The organism is Aureimonas fodinaquatilis, assembly GCF_008369445.1.
Lineage (GTDB): Bacteria > Pseudomonadota > Alphaproteobacteria > Rhizobiales > Rhizobiaceae > Aureimonas > Aureimonas fodinaquatilis.
In genome coordinates, this window is record NZ_VTWH01000001.1 from 700,759 (window position 1) to 716,254 (window position 15,496).

At 56.3% G+C, this 15,496-nt stretch carries 11 protein-coding genes; 3 read left to right on the forward strand and 8 right to left on the reverse strand.

Annotated features, from left to right (window positions below; all coding sequences use genetic code 11):
- Window positions 1-19: 19 nt before the first annotated feature.
- Window positions 20-1,432: an aminotransferase gene (locus FPY71_RS03390; protein ID WP_210246232.1), complete on the forward strand. Its 1,413-nt coding sequence runs from the start codon at window positions 20-22 to the stop codon at window positions 1,430-1,432.
- Between the two features lie 6 nt (window positions 1,433-1,438).
- Here the strand turns inward: FPY71_RS03390 and FPY71_RS03395 are convergent, their stop codons facing one another.
- The gene (locus tag FPY71_RS03395) at window positions 1,439-4,231 is read right to left on the reverse strand and encodes a peptidoglycan-binding protein (RefSeq protein ID WP_149297635.1); all 2,793 of its coding nucleotides are present in this window, start codon (window positions 4,229-4,231) and stop codon (window positions 1,439-1,441) included.
- Between the two features lie 193 nt (window positions 4,232-4,424).
- Here FPY71_RS03395 and FPY71_RS03400 point away from each other — a divergent pair, with 193 nt between their 5' ends.
- Window positions 4,425-6,212, forward strand: coding sequence for a hypothetical protein (locus FPY71_RS03400; RefSeq protein ID WP_149297637.1), 1,788 nt, complete (start codon window positions 4,425-4,427; stop codon window positions 6,210-6,212).
- Between the two features lie 117 nt (window positions 6,213-6,329).
- Here FPY71_RS03400 and FPY71_RS03405 read toward each other — a convergent pair whose 3' ends face one another.
- The 7 genes from FPY71_RS03405 to FPY71_RS03435 all read right to left on the reverse strand — a co-directional run bounded on the left by FPY71_RS03405 (window position 6,330) and on the right by FPY71_RS03435 (window position 14,199).
- The gene (locus FPY71_RS03405) at window positions 6,330-7,796 is read right to left on the reverse strand and encodes a tripartite tricarboxylate transporter permease (protein ID WP_149297639.1); all 1,467 of its coding nucleotides are present in this window, start codon (window positions 7,794-7,796) and stop codon (window positions 6,330-6,332) included.
- Between the two features lie 32 nt (window positions 7,797-7,828).
- A complete protein-coding gene (locus FPY71_RS03410) occupies window positions 7,829-8,389 on the reverse strand; it encodes a tripartite tricarboxylate transporter TctB family protein (protein WP_149297641.1) in 561 nt (186 codons plus the stop codon).
- 84 nt (window positions 8,390-8,473) lie between these two features.
- Window positions 8,474-9,562: a Bug family tripartite tricarboxylate transporter substrate binding protein gene (locus tag FPY71_RS03415; protein WP_188052187.1), complete on the reverse strand. Its 1,089-nt coding sequence runs from the start codon at window positions 9,560-9,562 to the stop codon at window positions 8,474-8,476.
- 82 nt (window positions 9,563-9,644) lie between these two features.
- Complete coding sequence (locus FPY71_RS03420) at window positions 9,645-10,622, reverse strand: aminopeptidase (RefSeq protein WP_149297645.1); 978 nt, start codon at window positions 10,620-10,622, stop codon at window positions 9,645-9,647.
- Window positions 10,623-11,027: 405 nt separating this feature from the next.
- On the reverse strand, window positions 11,028-12,545 hold the full coding sequence (locus tag FPY71_RS03425) for a malonate--CoA ligase (RefSeq protein ID WP_149297647.1): 1,518 nt from the start codon (window positions 12,543-12,545) through the stop codon (window positions 11,028-11,030).
- A 15-nt stretch (window positions 12,546-12,560) separates the two neighbouring features.
- Complete coding sequence (locus tag FPY71_RS03430; protein ID WP_149297649.1) at window positions 12,561-13,250, reverse strand: GntR family transcriptional regulator; 690 nt, start codon at window positions 13,248-13,250, stop codon at window positions 12,561-12,563.
- Window positions 13,251-13,392: 142 nt separating this feature from the next.
- Entirely contained in the window at window positions 13,393-14,199 is an 807-nt protein-coding gene (locus tag FPY71_RS03435; protein WP_188052188.1) for an enoyl-CoA hydratase-related protein, read from the reverse strand.
- 97 nt (window positions 14,200-14,296) lie between these two features.
- Between FPY71_RS03435 and FPY71_RS03440 the strand changes: the two genes are divergently transcribed.
- Window positions 14,297-15,475, forward strand: a complete 1,179-nt coding sequence (locus tag FPY71_RS03440; RefSeq protein WP_149297653.1) for a CaiB/BaiF CoA transferase family protein — start codon at window positions 14,297-14,299, stop codon at window positions 15,473-15,475.
- Window positions 15,476-15,496 lie beyond the last annotated feature (21 nt).

Sequence of the window (15,496 nt, forward strand, 5' to 3'; positions counted from 1 at the left end):
TGACCGAAAGACCAAGCACATGGCGCATCCGCAGAATTTTTCACTTGAAGAGATGGATCGGCTCAGCCTGTTTCATCCCGTAACGTCGATCGCTGATCTGGCGGCAAATGGCCCGACGATCTATCAATCCGCCAACGGCGTGCGCATGCAAAATGCCGCCGGTCGGGACGTCATCGACATGGGGGCGGGGCTCTGGTGCGTGAACATCGGCTATGGCCGGGGCGAGCTGGCAGACGCGGCGGCGGATGCCATGCGCAATCTCAGCTATCAGCACCTTTTTGGTGGCGCTTCCTGCGAGGCGACCATTCTGCTGGCTGATCGGATTTTGACGCTTTTTCGCAATCGGGCCAATGCGCCGCATATGGCACGGGTGTTTTTCGGCACCTCCGGCTCGGACGCCAATGACACCGCGCTGAAGCTGGTGCGCTATTACAACAATATGCGTGGTCTGCCAGCCAAGAAAAAGATCATCTCGCGGCTGGGTGCCTATCACGGTGTTACGCTGGCGTCCGGCAGCCTGACCGGCATTGCTGCCTATCACAAGGCGTTTGACCTGCCGATCGAGGGTGTGCTGCACACATCCTGCCCGCATTATTATGGCGGGTCGGAAAATGGCGAAAGCGAAGCCGCCTTTACGGAACGCATGGTGGCTGATCTGGAAGCCATGATCAAGCGGGAGGGACCGGACACCGTTGCCGCATTCATTGCAGAGCCGGTTATCGGCACCGGCGGCGTTGTTCTGCCGCCGGAAAACTATTTCCAGCGTGTGCAAGAGGTGCTGGACCGGCATGATATTCTGTTGATCGCCGATGAGGTGATCACCGGATTTGGCCGGACGGGGCAGTGGTTTGGCACTGGAACCTACGGCCTGCGCCCGGATATTGTTTCTTTGGCAAAGGGCCTGACCAGCGCCTATTTCCCGATGTCGGCCAATGTTGTTTCAGAAAGGATCTGGTCTGTTCTGGAGGATACCTCTGCGCAAATGGGGGCGTTCATGCACGGCTTCACCTATTCCGGCCATCCGGTTGGCAGCGCGGTGGCCATGGCCAATATCGATATAATCGAACAGGAGGGCATGGTTGAAAATGCTGCTGCCCTGGCTCCCCGACTCTTAAGCGCGCTTCAGGAGCGTTTGGGCGAAAACCCGTATATTGGCGACATTCGCGGCGTGGGATTGATGGCGGCGGTTGAGTTTGTGGCGGACCGTGAAACGCGGCGACCCTTTGCGCCGGGCACAAACCCGCATCGATTGGTGGCCCGGCTGGCCACCGAACAGGGCGTTCTGACACGCGCTTTGCCTTATCTGACAGTCAATTCATTCTCGCCGCCGCTTTCCATCACCGCCAGCGAGATTGATGAGGCAATTGACCGCTATGCGCAGGCCGTTGCGCTGGCGACACCGCAACTGGCAGCGCTGGATGCATCAGCCTGAGCTGGCTCACTCGACATCATCGGGCGGTATCTGCCGCCCGGTGATCGGGTTGTACCGAACTTCGACCGGCACAACCTGATCCGTGGGCAAAATCTCGATCCACTGGTCATAAACCTGAAAATTTCGGCCCTGATTGTTGGTATCATCACTTGGCATGACGGGGTCGGCGCGAAAGCCACCTTGCAACGGGTAGAAGCCATATTCATAGACTTTCTCGACCGGGGTGGCGAGAACCGTACTTGAATCATCGGTTTCAAAATCACCATCGCCGAACGGTTTCACCACATTGCTCTCGGCATGCTTTTGCGCAACTTTCTGGCACAGATATTCGAGCGCCAGTTCAATGGTGACCTTCTGCCCTGTGGCCAGCCCCAGACCCTCGCGAATTTCTGCCTTTTCTTCCGGTGAGCCGCCATATTCATGGTCAAGCCCATCCGAGCCTTCCACGCCAACGGCCTTGAGCCAGTTGATAGCCGCTTTTTCCCGCCCGGGGCGCACCGGAATAACCGCCTTGACCCAAGGTGCGTTCAGGAAGGAATTGCGCATGTCATCGCCATCCAGCTGCAAAAGCCAGCCGAGCGAACTGCCCTTGGCTGCAGGCATGGATTTGTTGGTGATCAGGTAGTTGTCGGGCCGCTGCAGGCCATCGTCCCAGGTCACCAGCGCTTCCGGCACATTCTGGGCAAGCTCGTTGTAGCCCATGCCAACCCGACTGCCGGCCCGGGGTTTCCACCATTCAGGTGCAACAAAATACAGCATCTTGTCGATGTCGAAAATTGTGTTCAGCAATTGTGAAAGCACATGCCGGTTACGGTCGCTTTCCCCTGCCGCAGGCGCATCATAATGGTCATCCGTCATCAGGGAGCTGATGAGGCGGCGATAAACGATTATCCGCTCTTCCTCACGCAAATCATCATATTTACGGGCTGTTATGGCGCGCGACTGTTCGATCCGCTCGCGGGCACCAGTAAAGAATGCCGCTTTTGTCTTGCGGGCGTTTTCCTCATCGATCAACCGCTGTTCAGCCGAACGTGCGGCAATCCGTGCTTCGATCTCTGCCTTTTTGCCCGGGCCCGGCACATAGCGCACAGAGCCTTGCAGAACAAAATCCACCCGTTCGTCCCAGCCAATTCCGGCGGGCTTTGTCCAGACGCCCAGTTGAATATTGCCATCGCGGAACCGCCCGAAATAGGCCCAGACCTGATGGAAATTCTTGCCGCTGGCCGAAATCTGGAACAGCGGAAACTTTTCATTGTTGGAAGGGCGAACCAGCACGTAGCCTTCCGGACCTGGCGGAATGGGTGCAACTCCTATCAGCACGAACTGATCGCCCTGATGCCCTTTTCTATCGTCGTAATTCCACACGGCATTGGCCGTAAAGGCAACATCAACCGGTTCCAGTTCGGCAAAGGTCAGGTCGCTGGGGCGCGGTATCAGGTCCGCCGGCCGCGACATATGCACAAGATTGGCAATTCCAAGATCGGCCCCCGGTTCGTCCACATAAGTGTCCCAGCACAGATAGGTGCCGACATCCTGCACCTGCACGGCCACCTGCCGCATTTTGCGGCGCATTTCATAATTCAGCATGTCACCGCCAGGATTGGCGATCATGTAACGCTTGCTGACACTGTCTGTGGTTTCCGTCACGGTCTTGAATGTGGTTTTGAAATTTTCCCTTATCTCGGAAGACAGTTTGGCGGTTTGCCGGCGCATGCGCTTGTGGCTGGTTTCCCGCGCCTCTCCCTGGCTGGTGTCCAGGTTGAAGCTGCCCGTTGCGGTAATATTGCCCGTACCCCAGGACTGTTCGACGGTGCTGGTAATACCAAGCTTCATGTCTTTGCGGTTGTCCTGCTTCACCGCTTCGCTGATTTCATCTTCCTCGGTGGTTTCGCTTTCTTCCTTTTTGATTGTTTCAAGGCTCTGCTCGATGACCTTTTCGATATAAACGCGCCGGGTGCTGACTTCGATAATTTCCGAGGTGGTGTAGGGTGGCACGTAGAGATGGGCGACAGGCGGGCCCAGAAACGTGTCCAGCTCAAAGAAAAACTGCCGGAATATATGGGTGATGCCGATCGGGGATACGGTCACATCCCGCAGGTCACCTGTCGGGTCAAAACTGTCGAGCGGGTCCTTGTGCTCGGATTTTTCCAGAAGTCCTTTAAACCGCGTCAGACCATCTTTCTGAACGGGACGATAGAAAATCTGTTCCAGCAGGTCATAGCGTTCGTAGTTCAACAGTTCCTTGAAAACACCCGCCAGCTTCGTTTCTCGTTTCAGTCCCTCTTCGACTGCGAGGGTTCGCTGGTTGTAGGCATAAAGCTCGTGCACATCCATTCGGCGCTTTTTGTCCGCGCTCATCTCGCGGCAGTCTATGGCAAAGCGTTGGCTGTATTCTTCCAGCACGGCCGAGCCCAGAGAGCGTTCGATGATGCCTGCAACCTGCTGCCATATGTCCTTGGGCGGCGGACCATTGGCATAGCCAAGCTTGACCAGATATTGCGCCAGCCGTTTGTACAGAACCGAGTCCTGCTCGCGCAAACTGGTCACCGCAAAGGCCGCGGTCTGCATATTTGCGGCGCTCATGTCGCAGTTGTCTGAATTGATCTCGATCTGGGCGGGACTGGCAAAACAATCCGCCAGACTTTCCAGAAGGGGCGGGCGCTCAATCTTCCGATCAAGCCAGCGAAATGTGCGTTTGGAACGCCAGCCAATCATCGGCTGGTAGACGCCAAACAATTCGCTGGAATAGGGCAAAACGCCTTTGTATTTGGTTAAATCGAGAAGACGACTGTTTGACATGCGATAATGCCCCAATCTTTACCCAGTAATAATGTGTGGCATCACTGGCAGACTTCTGTCAATATTTGACGATACTTGGAACATTTCTCGTTGCAGTGCTTGCGCTTCAACGGCAAAGCAATGCGCCAAAGCTGAAAGTTCGGTCGTTTCTGGCGATCCTTGGGATCGCATGAAACGATTCAGGGGATTTGCAATGGATCTGCGTATCGAGCTGTTTTCTCCGCTCCACAAGAACTCGATTGCCGGGCATTTCCTGTTGCGAAATCGCAAGATCGTGCTGACCGGCCAGGTCAATGGCGTTCTAAGGGAAATAACCCGATCCGCCGACATTGCCACCGATGTTACTTTGCCGGCACTGACCAATGGTCAGTTGACCATTGATGTGGTGATTGAAACCCCGGCCAGTTCGGATTCCCCAGCTTCGCGGCCATGTCTGCACGTGCGCCAGTTGATGCAGGTTGCGCCCAAGGCGGGTGGGGTTGGCTTCACCATCATTCCGTTTGCCTGGGAGCAGTTTGAGCTGCACAAAATGCAGGAAAGTCACTCCAACCGGCATTTGATTGCCGGGCTGCATCCGCTCATCACCTTTAACCCGGCAACAAAGCTGATGCAGGTCAACGTGCTGATGCTGGACGTCACGGCTTATTGGCTGAGGGCCCGGCTGGCACAGCAACATATCAACGGGCATTACGCCTGGCTTGCAGAATATATCGACCATCGCACGCGATTGAGAGTTGTTGCTTCACTCGCCGAAACTCCGATGATCTGGTACATAGTCTGCCCGAAAAGCCTTGAAGCGTCGGCTGAGATTTCGCCGCACGTTTTCTATTCCCCCGCCGATCATGCCGAGCTGCAGCCCTATCGGGACCGGGAGCGCTATTTCTTCGACATGGATTATGCAAGCGGCAAGCGCTCGTACAAGCTTCAGTTGATACCGAACCGGGCGAAGGTGGATGTGTTCGATGGCGGTGTGCTTTCCGGCTACCTGGCGGTGCCAACCGACGAAGCGCGCGCTGTTCACCTTTCAAAACAGGATGTGACATCACAACAGCCCGCGCCGCGCCCGCTGACCGGCCCGGAAATGCAGCGCAATGTTTTCCGGCTCGTGGGTGGCACGCCCGAAAAACCGGAAGTGAACATTTTCAATTCGTCCATGGGTTTCAGCAAGGCTTTCGGCGAGGGGACGAAAACCCAATTGCTGATGATCCCGCAACGCACCCACACCATAGGCAGCGGCATTGCCACAAAGGCCGCGCTTCCGACCTTATATCGCACCATCATTTCCGTGCTGGAAAGCAACAGCTGGGTGCTGGGCAAGGCGCGCCGGGAAAAAGTGAAGGTTGGGCAACTGGTTCTTTCCTGCTTCAGCGACGCGGGCGCAAGTATGTGGGCGGCCTGCAAGGTTGATGCAATTGTCAACGAATTGAAGGGCATTGTGTGTATGGAGCCGATGCCGGGGGCCGGAAATGCCCCGCGCGACGCAACATTTCGCCAGCTTAAAAAACGCGGCAAGCAAATTCATTATCTGGGCAGTTGGAAAAGCGGCCAGTTCAGCATCGCAAAGGATTTGCGGGACAAGACGGTGACACGCCTTTACCCGAACCCGGAAAACTACGACACGGTGTTTTCTCTGCCGCCGAAGATGGACCCGGCTGTCAGCCCGTTCATTTATTTCCGCACCCTGCGCTTTCTTTATCCGGATGAGGATATTTCGCTCAGCGGCAAGCAAATGCCGCTGACCGAAGAGCGGGTGCTGCTGAATGAGGTGCGCAGGTCGATGAACATTGCCGACGGGCCACTGACACCGGTGGATGAAAAGCGACTGATCGACAGACTGTTCAAGGAGGTGTGGATTGTTGCCTATTATCACCGCCTCGCGACGGCCGGGGGCGAGGTCATGGAGCTTGGCAAGCGCCCGTTTTACGGTGAAGAAAACAGATACAAGACATTTCTCCAGGAAGCCGTGGAGGCTCTGAACTAGAGCCTCCACCCGCTGGCAAAATCGATATTTTCTGCCAGCAGGACAATTCGGCAATGACTGAAGTGGCTCCACGTTTTTCTACGCAGAGCCACTTTGACTGTCCGCTATCCGACCCGGTCAGGCAGGGCTTTTGCTGAAAAACGACCGGCGGATGCCATAGACCAGTGTCAGAAGAATGACGATCAGAATGACCGCGCTGACCGGGCGCAACAGCACGCCCAGTACCGTATCACCCTGGAAGATGATGAAGGCTTTGCGCAGGTTTTCGTCTGCCAGTTGACCGAGGATCATTGCGAAAATCATTGGTGCAAGCGGGAAACCGCATTTGTGCAGCACATAGCCAACCAGACCGAAAACCAACGCCACATAGACATCAAAAATCGAGAGCTGCAAAGCGAATGCGCCGACGATGCACAATACGGAAACAATCGGCATCAGGATGGATGGCGATATCGACAGGATGCGCATGCTTGGCTTCAGAAACACAAAAGCCAGAATGTACATGGCAAAGTTTGCGACGATCAGCGTGCCATACAGGAAGTACAGAAAGCCGGGCTGGCTCTGCTCGATCGCCGGGCCGATGATAACGCCCTGATAGGCCAGAGCTGCCATGAACACGGCAATGGCCGCAGAACTGGGAATGCCCAGCGACATGGCCGGCAGCAGCGAGCCGCCAATGACCGCATTGTCGGATGTCTGGCAGCAGATAACGCCTTCCATACTGCCCTTGGAAAAGTCTTTGCCGGAGGCACGTTGCCCAAGTTCGTATGACAGGAAGTTGGCCATGGGCGCACCACCGCCGGGCACCACACCAATGAAGGTGCCGACCGCGCTGGATCGGATTGCCGACCGGATGTATTTGATCAACAGGTCAACACGCGGGCGCACGCGGCCCATGACGACCTTTGATGCTGTGGCGGTTGGGCTGGCCGCCATGCGCATGACCTCGGCAATGCCGAACAGGCCGATCAGTGCGGGAATGAACTCGATGCCGCCGCGCAGGCTTGGATAGTCAAACACCAGCCGCGGATAGGCCAGGATGGGTTCCAGCCCCACCATGGCAATAGCAAGCCCTATCCACCCCGATATCCAGCCTTTGACCGCCGAGTCCCCTTCGCCGGATATGGTGCCGGCAATGAGAATGCCCCACAGCGCAAGGAGAAACTGCTCCCAGGCACCGAAATGCAGCGCAAAGGCAACCATGACGGGCGCAAGCGCCATCAGCACAAGAATGCCGAACCAGTTGCCGATGAACGAGGAGAGGATGGCCGTTGCCATAGCCTCGCCACCGCGGCCCTGCTTGGTCAGTGGATAACCGGCCAACTGCACCGGCACAGAATCCGGCGTTCCGGGAATGTTGATAAGAACTGCGCTGACCGTGCCGCCGAAAGACGCTCCGGTGTAAACGCCCATCAGAAACGCGCAGGCTCCTACCACATCCATGGAGTAGGAAAACTGGGCCAGAAGAGCCATGCCCATTGTCATTGACAGGCCGGGCAATGCCCCCCAGATAATTCCGGCGGCCGCGCCTATACAGGAGAGCAGAATAGGGCTCCAGTAAAAGGCCTCGAAAAAGCTGTACATTTGCTTACTCCGTTCCCGCGTGGCTTCGGGGCTCAGCCATAAATGAAGTTCTCAACAAGGCTGCCATTGCCGGGCAACAGCGTTTCAAGAACGTAGATGAAGACAACCGCGATCACGACCACGGTGCCGGCGGAAGCGAGCACAATGCGCGGCACGGAGCGCTCGCCAAAGGCCAGCATTGCAGCCACGAGAAACAGAAAGGTCGCGACCTCGAAAATCATGAAGTTCAGGGAAACGGCGTAAATGCCGATCAGTACGGCAATGGCAGCGGTGCGGATCTTGTCCTGACGCGTCATTGCCGGTTCGTGCAGGACTTCTTCCATACGCTCACGCAGGAGAGACTGCTCGTCACGTTCCTGCCGAGCCCTGTGCTCTACGGCGGCCTGACGGATCAGGCGCTGGCGTTCCAGCAGCAGAAGAAAGGCCATGATGATCAGGCCCGAGCCAATGATCACCGGAAACAATCCAGGAGAACTGGACCAGCCGTGGGGCCTTGGCATCTGAAAGCCTTGCCAGCACAACCAGCCACCAATCGCCATTGTTATGAATGCGGGGATAAGCCGCGTATCGTTCCAGAAACGTGTTCCGATCATCGCTTATCTCTTAATTATTATGGGATATCGGTAGAGAGTTTTCGCGCTCACGCGAAAACTCTCCTTTCATTGCCTTTAGCAAGGTCAGAATGCCGGTTTGTAGCCTTCCGGCGGCCAGTACTCGGCAAAATCCTCCGGCTTTGGAATGCCAAGCTCTTCAGGAGAAGCGACAAGTCCCTGCATGTCGTTTTCGAAGTAAAGCCAGGATGTGACAGACTCGAACAGCGCCGCTTCGCGGTCGGCATCCGCACCGCCAACAAATTCGGGGAACATGACCCGGCCGTGAAGAACCTGCGCATAGGCAGGATCGCTCACTGCCTCACGTACGGCATCATTCAGCACCTGCAGAATTTCCGGCGGTGCTTCCCGGTTGATGGCAATCTGATACACGCCCTGGATCATGCCGATCTGGCCGGCGGACGGGATTGCTTCAATGACTGATTGCAGGGGTTCTGCGACGCCGTCGATCTGCAGTGGCTCGGGCACATAAGCTGCCAGATTGCGCAGCTTGTCGGTGCGCAGGAATTCAACCTGCTCATGCACACCACTGGCCACTACTTCTGCCTCGTTCTGCAAAACTGCAAGCGCTGCAGGTGCACCGCCATCGTAAGGCACGTGAACGAAAGAGGCGCCAGTGCCATATTCCAGCGCAACAAGCGTTGCTTCATGCCAGATTGTGCCAATACCGGCATTGGAAATACGGATCGTGCCCGGGTTTTCCCGACCGGCTTCCAGCACATCATTGATGGTTTTGAAGCGCGAGCCGGGCTGAACGCTCCAGGATGGTGCTGAACGACCAACCTTCATGAACTGCCATTCTTCCCACGGCGCGCGCTTGGCATAACCCAACACGCGGAAGAACTTGTTGTATTCTGCACCGCCAAGCAGCCAGTGCCCGTCGGCAGGTCTTCCGGCAACTGACTCTGTTGCAAGTGCGCCGCCAGCGCCCGGCTGGTTGACAGCACGAATGCTGACATCCAGCTGGGTGGCAAGGCTGCGCGCTATGGCGCGCATGATGGTGTCGGTTCCACCGCCTTCAGCATATTGAATCACCAGGGTGATCGGGCGTCGTGGCCAGGCCTGCGCCCAACCTTTGCCGGGGCTGAGTGTGAAAACGAGAGCACCTGTGGCGGCGGCTCCCTTTAGTATGTCGCGTCTGCTTGGGCTGCTCATCGAGGGTTCCTTTAAGAATATCGATCGGCGAAGAAAGATGCGCATTCTGTGTGAGGTGCCGCGCGAACGGCTCTTGATCAGGTTAGATCAGAACTTCACGGTCCTTAAGAACAAGCTGGCCATCCACCTCTACAATCGGATGGCGGATAACAAGGTCGATGTGACCCGATGCCCGAATAGGGCTGCCGAAGGTGATGCCGTTGCCGATGCCGAGATGGATTGTGCCAAACTCGCCTTCATCCTCAAGCTCGATCCCGCGGCCAATGCGGGCGTTCGGGTTCAGGCCGAAGCCCAGCTCAACATGGGCGTAGATGTTTTCGTCATTATAGGATTTGAGCAGATCGGCCATGTATTTGCCGTCCTTGCCCGAAGCATCAATGTGAACAATGCGCCCTTTTTCAAAGCGGATTTCAACCGGCTCCAGCACCTCGCCGCCCGGCACAATGGCGCCATCAATCACAGCTGTACCTTCAGTGGTCCATTCCACCGGTGCAACGGCGGTTTCAATGCAGGGAGGGGGAGAGATTGTGCCCGGCTCATGGCAGATGCCGTTCTGCGGAACTGCGTGGCGACCGGCAATTTCAAACCGCAGGTCCGTGCGCCCGTCATTGCTGCGCACACGTACGGATTTGCCGTCTTCCAGCACTTTGGAAAGCCGGGCAATCACTTCCGCCTGCTTGGCGAAATCGATGTCCAGGCTGCCATCAAGGAACATTTCCTCTTTGCAGCCGGGGAAGAAAATCAATCTTGCACCAGCATTGCTGGCGGCTTTGCGCGCATCTGTATGGTTGACCGAAAAGGTCGTTGGCGCAACGATGGCGTCCGCGGCCTTCATGGCGGCGGCGATGACCGGCGGCAATTCCTCACCGTGGCGCTTGCGCGGCTTATAAGTCAGCATCATGGTTTCGGCACCGCGGTCCTGACCGGCAAGCATGAACAGTTGCCCGATGCGCAGATTGTCAGTATCGGCGAGAACGAGAAGCTGCTCCCCCTTTTTCAAAGCCAGGCACTGGTCGAGAATATTGCCGACCGGCTTCATCATTTCCATTCTTTCGAGCATGTCTCACCCTCAGTCATAGAGCCATTTCGCATAGTTTGATCTGGCGAAAATTCTCTTGCTTTTCATATTCGCAATTCCGGGCACAACACGTTTTGCGTGTGTTTGCGCAGCGTTGCTCTGGCACCCTTTTGGCAGGGCGGCGGCTGTCAATTCGAGCTCTTCAAACGAGACTATGAGCAGATCACGGCTCCGTCAATCGCTTTTGTGTACAAAATACGAAAAACAATCGACTTATTTATGGATGGGCAATGACATGTTCTTGCCATGCACATTTGTGCAGCAGCCCAAGCGCGGCAAGCACGTGTGAACTGGCGTTGATGTGGCCAGCAGTCAGGCGTGCGGCTGCCTGCGCCGCAGAGGGTCCGCCGCGCAAAAGTGCATGAATCTTCTGGTGTTTTTGTTCAGCTATGCTGAAACTTTGAACAGGTCTGCATAGCGATCGCGCAGAGTGTTTTTTTGCACCTTGCCCATGGTGTTCCTGGGCAGTTCATCGACAAAAATGATCGCTTTTGGCTGCTTATAGCGTGCCAGCCTTTCGCTCAGTCTTGCAAGAACTTCGGTTTCATTTAGGTGCGCGCCGTTTTTCAAAACCACAATGGCGGTTACGCCTTCGCCGAAGTCTGGATGCGAAACCCCGATGACCGCACTTTCATCAACCTCGTCAAACAGGTCGATTTCCGATTCAACCTCCTTGGGGTAGACGTTGAAACCACCGGAAATAATCAGATCCTTGCCGCGCCCAACAATGTGCACATAGCCACGCGAATCAACCTTGCCCAGATCGCCGGTTATGAAAAAGCCATCCTCACGAAATTCGGCCCTGGTTTTCTCGGGCATGCGCCAATACCCCTTGAAGACATTGGGGCCGCGAACCTCGATCATGCCGATGCCATCATTGGCGATCAGGTCAGATGTCGTCTGGTCAACAATGCGCAATTCAACGCCGGGCAGAGGAAAGCCGACTGTGCCGGCAATCCGCTCGCCCTCATATGGGTTTGAAACGCTCATATTGGTTTCGGTCATGCCATAGCGCTCAAGAATCGCATGGCCGCTGCGCGCTTTGAACAATTCATGCGTTTCGGCCAGAAGCGGCGCCGAGCCGGAAATGAACAGACGCATGCCGCTCGCCGCCTCTGGCGTCAGGCCGGGGTGTTGGGCAAGCCGGACATAAAATGTTGGCACACCCATCAGCGCCGTGGCCTGCGACATCAGATGCAACACTTCATCCGCATCAAACTTTGGCAGAAGAATCATCGATGCGCCGGACAGCAGCACAACGTTGGTGGCGACAAAAAGCCCGTGCGTGTGAAAAATCGGCAAGGCATGAATCAGCCGATCTTCAGACGTGAATTGCCAGTAATCACACAAGGTCAGGGCATTGGACAAAAGGTTGTCATGCGTCAGCATGGCCCCCTTGGAGCGGCCCGTTGTGCCGGACGTATAAAGAATTGCCGCCAGATCGTCCGGTCCACGCTCAATGTCGGTAAATTCCGCTGACTGACTGGCAGCCAGGTCGGCAAATGAGCCGGAGCCATCGCCATTCAGCGTTTCAACATGCGCGCCATATTGCGAGGCAAGTTTTGCAACGCCCGCCTCCGCTGCAGTTGACACGATCACCAGCCGTGGCTCTGCGTCGGAGATGAAATAGTCCAGTTCCACCAATGTGTAGGCCGTGTTCAGCGGCAGATAGATGGCCCCGGCGCGCAGGCAGGCAATATACAACATCAATGCTTGTGGACTTTTTTCTGCCTGAACCGCTACCCTGTCACCGGGTTTCACAGAAAGCGCAACCAGTGCACGGGCCATGCGGCCCGATGCTTCCAGCATCTCACCATATGTCCAACGCTCTGAACCCGCCGTTTTCAGAAACAGGGCATCCGGACGCGCATTTGCGCGGATAGCGTCGAGCATGTGGTTGCCCATGTTAAACCCTCACCCTTACACGATTTCATTTTCTCTCAGTGCCGCGGCAATCAGATGTTGCGCGTCGCGCATGATGCGCATTGTGGTCTGCTTTGCCTGTCCAGGCCGGCGGGAACTGATGCCGTCATACACTTCGCTGAGGCCGTTCTGGGACAGCTCCAGCATCAAATGGCTCGTGATATGGGCAAAATACCTGTAACGCAGGGCCTGCTTTTCAATAATCTGCAGAATGTCGGTGAGAATCCGGTTTCCGGTTATTGAGTGAATATGCGTGATGAAGGCAACGTTGTGATCAAAGAAGGTCTTTGAATCCTTGGCAGCCATGGCCGCGGTCATATGTTTCAGAAAGTCCTGAAAACGCTCAAGATCTTCTTCCGTGGCAAGCTTGGCAGCTTCTGCTGCCGCCATGCCCTCCAGAGGGATGCGGCAAAAATAGATTTCCTGCAGATGCTGTTCAGTCATCGGCGTTACGCGGACGCCGCGCCGGGCATGACGCACAACAAGGCCGCTGGCCTCCAGCTCACGAAATGCCTCGCGCACGGGTGATCGGCTGATTTCAAATTCGTCGCACACTTCCTGCTCGGTCAGATGCGCGCCCGGTGGAATTTCCAGATAGACAATCCGCCGCTCGATGATGGCCGACAATTCCGCGCCAAGAACATTGGGCAGTTTCAGAGACTGCGCGGGCGCCGACCCGCGCTTCATCGAGGGCCGAGCTTTTTTGTCGCTTACTTCACTATGCTTTAGCAAGAGTCACACTTGTCACTGGGGAAATGGTCCTGCCATAATACAGTTAATTGCACTGGCAGGAACCGAAATTTTCGTCGATTGTCGACTGAATGTAGAATTATCTTCCACAGAATACGGCTGGGCGGCGCTCTGCAAATGCTCGCTGACCCTCACGGTAATCATCGCTGTCAAAAGCGCGGGCAATCAGATTTTCCAGTTCGCCAGCGCGATCTTTGGCCGTGCCATTTGCCAGCGCGTTCAGAATGGCCTTGTTGCCTGCCAGTGAAAGCGGGGCATTGCGCGCAATTTCTGCGGCCAGCTCGTGTGCAGCTTCAACCACATTGCCCTCCGTGACACGGTCGGTCAGGCCCAGTCTGCGGGCATTATCCAGATCAACAATGGCACCCGTCAACAGCACTTCCTTGGCTGCGGTCAGGCCCAGTCGTTCCACCAGCAGGCTGCAATCCAGCACGCTGTAAACCAGCCCCAGCCGCCCCGCGGGAATGCCGGCGCGCAGACTGGAATGGGCCACACGAAAATCACACGCAAGGGCAAGCCCCAGCCCACCACCAACGGTGAACCCGGAAACAGCAGCGATCACCGGCTTGGGGCAGTCCCTTATGGCCAGCGTTGTTTCATCATTGATCCGGTCATATTTCAGCCCGGCAGCGGAATCTGCCCGCACCTTGTCAAACTCGGAAATGTCGGCCCCGGCGCAGAAATGGTCGCCTTTGCCGGTCAAAATTATGCAGCGCAGGTCGCTTCGCTGCCCCAGATCCAGAAATATATCGCGCAGTGCCGTCCACATGGACAAGGCCATGGCATTGCGCTTTTCGGGCCGTTCAATCGTCACCAGTGCCACGCCAATCTCGTCGATCACGCAACTGATGCGGGTGTCGCCTGTGGTTATCGGGGCTTTCGACATAAGACGCCTTTCCTGGGGTAATTTGTACACAATCGGGTTTACAGCCAATTTTGTCGAGTGTATACAAAATTCTATCGACCGAAACCGGAGAATTGGCATGGTGCAGGCTCTTTCAGGGATTAAAGTGCTCGAACTGGCAAGCTTCATCGCAGGACCATACTGCGCAATGATGCTGGCGGATCAGGGGGCGGATGTTGTCAAGATTGAACGTCCTGGCACGGGTGATGAAAACCGCACCGAGCCGCCCTTTATCAATGGTGAAAGTGCGCCATTCATGCTGTGGAACCGCAACAAGCGTTCGGTTGCGCTGGACCTGAAGGCCGAGGAAGACCGCGAGCAACTGCTCAAGCTGGTTGATGAAGCGGATGTGTTGATTGAGAATTTCCGCACCGGTGCAATGGACAGGCTGGGGCTCGATTATGAAACGCTGAAAAAGCGCAATCCCCGTCTTATTTATGCGTCCATTTCCGGCTATGGCCGCACCGGCGAGTTTGCAACCAAGGGCGGGTTCGATCTTGTCCTGCAGGGCTTCACCGGCCTGATGGCGCTGACGGGTCCGGAAAAGGAAGGGCCTCATCGCATGCCGATTCCGGTCTGTGACATTGCGGCTGGCCTGTATCTGACAGTGGGCGTGCTGACTGCGTTGCAGGCGCGCGCAATCACCGGAAAGGGCCAGAAGGTTGAAACCTCGCTTTTTGAGGCAGGCCTGTCATTGCAGCTTTACGAAGCGGCGGGCGTGTTTGCCACCGGCGAGGCACCATCCCGTCTTGGCCAGAAGCATCGCGGTGTTGCGCCTTATCAGATTTTCCGCACCGGCACTGATCATGTGACGATTGGCGTGGCCCAGCAGAATTTCTGGCTGAAATTCTGTGACATTCTGGAGCGGCCAGATCTTTTGGCAGATGCGCGCTTTGCCTCAAACCATGAGCGGGTGGCCAATATTGATGAACTGGTGCCGCTGATTGAAGAGGCGCTTGTTAAAAAGCCGGCAGAGTATTGGCTGGAGCAGTTGCACGAGGCGGGCGTGCCATGCGGCGTTATTCAAACGACCGACAAGGCATTGTTCCATGACCATGCGCGCCACCGGGAAATGGTGGTGGATGTGCAGCATCCGATTGCCGGTGCCACGCGCACGCTGGGCGTGCCCATCAAGCTCTCCGAAACACCAGGGTCCGTGCGCCGCCCTGCGCCGCTTCTGGGCGAGCATACGGATGAGGTCCTGTCGCGCAAAGCCGACGACGGGCGCGCAACGCAGAAAATCGCAGGCCGGTTTTAATACAGTTAAGGGGAGGGCGAT

Bases quoted from the DNA above. Each gene is read 5' to 3' on its own strand.
- FPY71_RS03440 (WP_149297653.1), top strand. From the start codon at position 14,297: ATGGTGCAGGCTCTTTCAGGGATTAAAGTGCTCGAACTGGCAAGCTTC.
- FPY71_RS03430 (WP_149297649.1), bottom strand. From the start codon at position 13,250: ATGAAGCGCGGGTCGGCGCCCGCGCAGTCTCTGAAACTGCCCAATGTT.
- FPY71_RS03405 (WP_149297639.1), bottom strand. From the start codon at position 7,796: ATGTACAGCTTTTTCGAGGCCTTTTACTGGAGCCCTATTCTGCTCTCC.
- FPY71_RS03400 (WP_149297637.1), top strand. From the start codon at position 4,425: ATGGATCTGCGTATCGAGCTGTTTTCTCCGCTCCACAAGAACTCGATT.
- FPY71_RS03435 (WP_188052188.1), bottom strand. From the start codon at position 14,199: ATGTCGAAAGCCCCGATAACCACAGGCGACACCCGCATCAGTTGCGTG.
- FPY71_RS03425 (WP_149297647.1), bottom strand. From the start codon at position 12,545: ATGGGCAACCACATGCTCGACGCTATCCGCGCAAATGCGCGTCCGGAT.
- FPY71_RS03395 (WP_149297635.1), bottom strand. From the start codon at position 4,231: ATGTCAAACAGTCGTCTTCTCGATTTAACCAAATACAAAGGCGTTTTG.
- FPY71_RS03415 (WP_188052187.1), bottom strand. From the start codon at position 9,562: ATGAGCAGCCCAAGCAGACGCGACATACTAAAGGGAGCCGCCGCCACA.
- FPY71_RS03390 (WP_210246232.1), top strand. From the start codon at position 20: ATGGCGCATCCGCAGAATTTTTCACTTGAAGAGATGGATCGGCTCAGC.
- FPY71_RS03420 (WP_149297645.1), bottom strand. From the start codon at position 10,622: ATGCTCGAAAGAATGGAAATGATGAAGCCGGTCGGCAATATTCTCGAC.
- FPY71_RS03410 (WP_149297641.1), bottom strand. From the start codon at position 8,389: ATGATCGGAACACGTTTCTGGAACGATACGCGGCTTATCCCCGCATTC.